Source organism: Pontimicrobium sp. MEBiC01747, from assembly GCF_053601635.1.
The window spans coordinates 1-4,366 of sequence record NZ_JBSHNS010000311.1 but is presented as its reverse complement, the minus strand read 5'-3'; the positions used below and the strand labels follow the sequence as shown (position 1 = coordinate 4,366).

Below are 4,366 nucleotides of genomic sequence, written 5' to 3'. Positions count from 1 at the left end.
GTAACCCAAAGCCAAACCATAAATAATGGCACGCCAGAGTTAATAGTGAATAATAGCTACGACGACTTAGGCCAGCTGATAAACAAAAAAGTAGGAGGCGCTGTAGCTAATACAGCTAATACCTCCTCAGGATTACAAAGTGTAGATTATAAATACAATATTCGTGGATGGTTACGTCAAATTAACGATGTAGATAATTTAGGGAATGACCTCTTTGGTTTTAAATTAGGGTATAACACCCCGCAAACTGGAGCTACACCATTATACAATGGTAATATTAGCGAAACCCTATGGAAAACCAATAACCAAGATGATACTAATAGAGCCTACAGTTATACTTACGATGCTTTAAATAGAATCGAAAATGCCACTTATAAAATACATGTCTTTGGGCAATACGTAATACCACAATACGAATATACCTTAAACAATGTAGACTATGATAAAAATGGAAATATACTAGCATTATCAAGACAAGGTGCTACAGGAGAATATACTATAGACCAATTAATTTACACTTACGATATAGGTAATAAATTAATGGAAGTAAAAGACATTTATGGAGCAAACCCTAAAGGTTTTAACGATGGAAACACCACAGGAGACGATTACACTTACGATGCCAATGGGAATATGGTTAAAGACCTCAATAAAGATATTGGTGTTGCAGGAGAAAATGGAGCCCAAGGTATTACTTACAACCACTTAAATTTACCAACAAGTATCACTTTTAATAACGATGCTACCAAAACAATTTCGTATATTTATGATGCTACAGGTGTAAAACAAGCCAAAGTAGTAACCAATGGAAGTTCATTGACAACAACTAAGTATGCAGGTAACTTTATTTATGAAGAGACAAGTGCTGGAGAAGTATTAAAATTCTTTAACCACCCTGAAGGCTATGTACAACCAGATAATACTGGTGGCTTTGAGTATATCTACCAATACAAAGACCATTTAGGCAACATTAGGCTAAGTTATGGTGATATTGATGGAGATGGTATTATAGATATCGCTGATGACACCAATAATGATGGTGTTTTTGATACAGACATTGATGGGGATGGAGATTTAGATAGTGAGATTATTGAAGAAAATAATTACTATCCCTTTGGACTGAAACACGAAGGGTATAATGACGTAATTCAAGGAGACCATCATCCTTATGGTTACAACGGAAAAGAAGAACAAAAGGAATTTGATATAGATTGGTATGATTTTAGTGCTAGAAATTATAATCCAGCTATTGGACGTTGGATGAATATTGATCCTCTTTCTGAAAAAATGAGACGACACAGCCCTTATAATTATGCTTACAATAATCCAATTTATTGGGTTGATCCAGATGGAATGAAACCTTTAGATGATTACTTTAGTAGAAGTGGTAAATATTTAGGATCAGATAATGCTGAAACAGATAGAGTAAGAATAATAGATGAGAGTGTTTGGAATGATAATAAAACTATTAATAATGAAGGAGAGGAGACAATTAATCATGAAGTTGGTAGTGAGAATTCAGTAGCATTTTCTGAATCTAATTTGAGTACAGAACAAGAGCTAGAGGTATATCAGCATTATAATCCTACGGATTTAACATTAAAAGCAGACACTGAATCAGAAGCTGGAGGAGCAGCATTTGTCGCAGAACTATATAGTGATGACTCCACAAAAGAATACATGGAAGTCAACACCGAGGGTAACAAAAAAGGAGTAAAAGTTGCAGATGATGCAAATGCTATAAAGAGTAATTTTATTCACGAAGAAGTTCATTATGAAGACTATAAAGAAGTCGGATTTGATGCTTATTTTGATATGCCTAAAGCTAATAAAGAAAAAAGAGCTGTAGCAACCCAAATGAAACACTCAACTTTTCCTAAAACTTCTGGACGTTTTCAAAGAGCAGTTATAAGGTACGGAGTTAGATATGGTTTACAAAGACCCGTGAATAAAATAAATACTATCAAAAATACCACTATTAAATTATGAAAAGTATACTAATATTTATATTCATTATATTAAGTATTAATAGTTATTCTCAAAAGCTAACTATTGAAGAATTAATTGTATCAGATATAAAGTATGAAAATAATTCTAAAATCATTAATGAAGGAAATGGTAATGGCCCACATATTAGAGTTGTATTAACTTTATATAATGATACTAATAAAGATATTTTTTTAGATATTAATTCTGCTAAAATAGAACTTTATTATAAAAAAAATGGAATAAAATATAGTGGAGAAATGATATGGGATCCTGTTTTTAATCCTGATAAAGAAAAAGTTTCTCCAAATACTGTTGTTAATCTTGAGACTAGTACGTATATATTTTTAGGTACAGATATATGGAAAGAAAAAAAGACTGATTATACATTAGAGTTATTAGAAGTACTACCTACATTAAAAATGAAGTATATTGATAAAAATTATCAATTATTAAGTATTGATATCAAAAATGTAAAAATAAAGGGTAGTCGGTGGTAATGTAGTAAACTGGTGCTTTTGAAAATTAAAACAATTTTTGGTTTGATTATCAGTAAATTATAAAAATAATAAGCTCTCTAAAGAGGGCTTATTATCGTTCTTTGAAATAGTGAAAGTTTCTTAAACCTCTTGTAATAAGGGTTTGATAACTATACGTGTAGTAAATTGGTGCTTGATAATATTTATAATAATGAATTGTAGAAATTGTACCCAAGACACCTGTATTAAAAAAGGAAAACGAAATGGGAAACAGCGTTATTACTGTAAAAGTTGTTCAACTTCATTTCAAGAAAGTTATAGTTATAATGCTTATAAACAAACAACAGATAAGTTAATAAAGGATTTGCTTAAAGAAAGTTGTGGAGTAAGAAGTATCGCTAGAATAATAGGGATATCTACAAAAACAGTTTTAGCTAAAATGTTACGAATAGCAAACAGAATAAAAGAACCTTATTTTAATAAATTAGGTTGCTCTTTTGAAATGGATGAATTATTTGTAAAAATAGCTAATGGACATAAAAAGAATTGGGTTATACATGCAATAGAAAAGGAAACAAGGGCAGTAATAAGTTTTTTTGTGAGTAATAATGTTAGAAAAGAAAGTATACAAAGAGTAAGTGATAAATTACTATTACTACATCCAAAATATATTTATACAGATGGTTTACCAACATATAAAAGTTTAATCCCTAAAAAGATTCATAAAGTATTTCAATATAAAACAAATCGTATTGAACGAAAAAACCTAACATTGCGAACACATATTAAGAGATTAAGCAGAAAAACAATATGCTTTTCAAGAAAAGAAAAGTATCTTGAAGCGCATTTAAGGATTTATTTTTGGGGATAGTAATTCAAAATTTAAAATTCTTAGTAAAAGCAAGCGTTCTTTAAAAATACTGTAATAAAAGGAATTAAGGGAGGTAGTTTTTTAGTGAAACAGCAAAAAAATCATCTTAGACTATTATCCTTTTGGTCTCAAACATAAAGGGTATAATGACGTAGTTACTTCAACAAATCCTGCACTTGATTTTAAATATAACGGAAAAGAGTTTGAAGAGGATTTAGGATATAATGTTTACGATTATCAAGCTAGACATTATGATCCTGCAATTGGTAGATGGCTACAGTTAGACCCTCTTGCGGAACAAATGCGTAGACACTCTACATATAACTATGCTTTTGATAATCCTGTATTTTTTATTGATCCTGATGGAATGGCTCCAGCTGCTCCTGATTGGATTCGAAGAGAAGGATCAGATGGAACAATTACTTATGAAGCCGAAGCTGGGGATAGTGCTTGGTCGTTATTTACACAACATGGAGAAACAGATGGATTTACTGCAAAACAAGCTAATGACATGGTTGAGAGCCAACTTGGAGAAAACTATATAGGCGATGATGGTGGTTTAAAATCTGATGTTGAAGTTAGAGATATTGTCTCAATGGAAGGAGGTTCAAATGAAATTGAACCAACAGAAATACTTCCAGAAGGCACCGATAGTGGATTAGGAGATGGACCTGACCCTAGAATTTATGCTTATTACGAAGCATTAGATAATCCTAGTGAAACAACTAAATCTATTAATAAAAAAATAGATTCTTTATCTGAAGAAATTACAAGATCATATCACTTAGCGGATGATAAAAACTATTTCAATGGTATGGATAATAAATGGTTGAAATTTGATGCTAATGAAGGAGCAGCAGGAAGAAATGCAGCTCATGCTCTTAGTGCTTCAAGAAACGAAAACGATAGTGTAAATAATGTTAAAAAGCGTAAAAAATTAAAACATAAAAGAGATTCAATAATTTTTAGTATAATTGATAAATTATGAAAGTATTTATAGTGTTTATAGTATTTATTTTTTTTAGTTGTA

Annotated in this window: 4 protein-coding genes; all 4 read left to right on the top strand. The window is 30.8% G+C overall.

The annotated features are described in order from the left end of the window. Window positions 1–1,989: RHS repeat domain-containing protein (locus tag ACVC2P_RS10345; protein ID WP_452598402.1), on the top strand; the 1,989-nt coding region annotated here is incomplete at its 5' end. After that, window positions 1,986–2,486: a hypothetical protein gene (locus ACVC2P_RS10340; RefSeq protein ID WP_452598401.1), complete on the top strand. Its 501-nt coding sequence runs from the start codon at window positions 1,986–1,988 to the stop codon at window positions 2,484–2,486. The genes ACVC2P_RS10345 and ACVC2P_RS10340, both read left to right, overlap by 4 nt. A 190-nt stretch (window positions 2,487–2,676) precedes the next feature. After that, the gene (locus ACVC2P_RS10335) at window positions 2,677–3,336 is read left to right on the top strand and encodes an IS1 family transposase (RefSeq protein ID WP_452598400.1); all 660 of its coding nucleotides are present in this window, start codon (window positions 2,677–2,679) and stop codon (window positions 3,334–3,336) included. A 100-nt stretch (window positions 3,337–3,436) separates the two neighbouring features. Beyond that, window positions 3,437–4,324 (top strand): RHS repeat-associated core domain-containing protein, encoded by an 888-nt coding sequence (locus tag ACVC2P_RS10330; RefSeq protein WP_452598403.1) that lies wholly within the window; start codon window positions 3,437–3,439, stop codon window positions 4,322–4,324. Window positions 4,325–4,366: the final 42 nt, after the last annotated feature.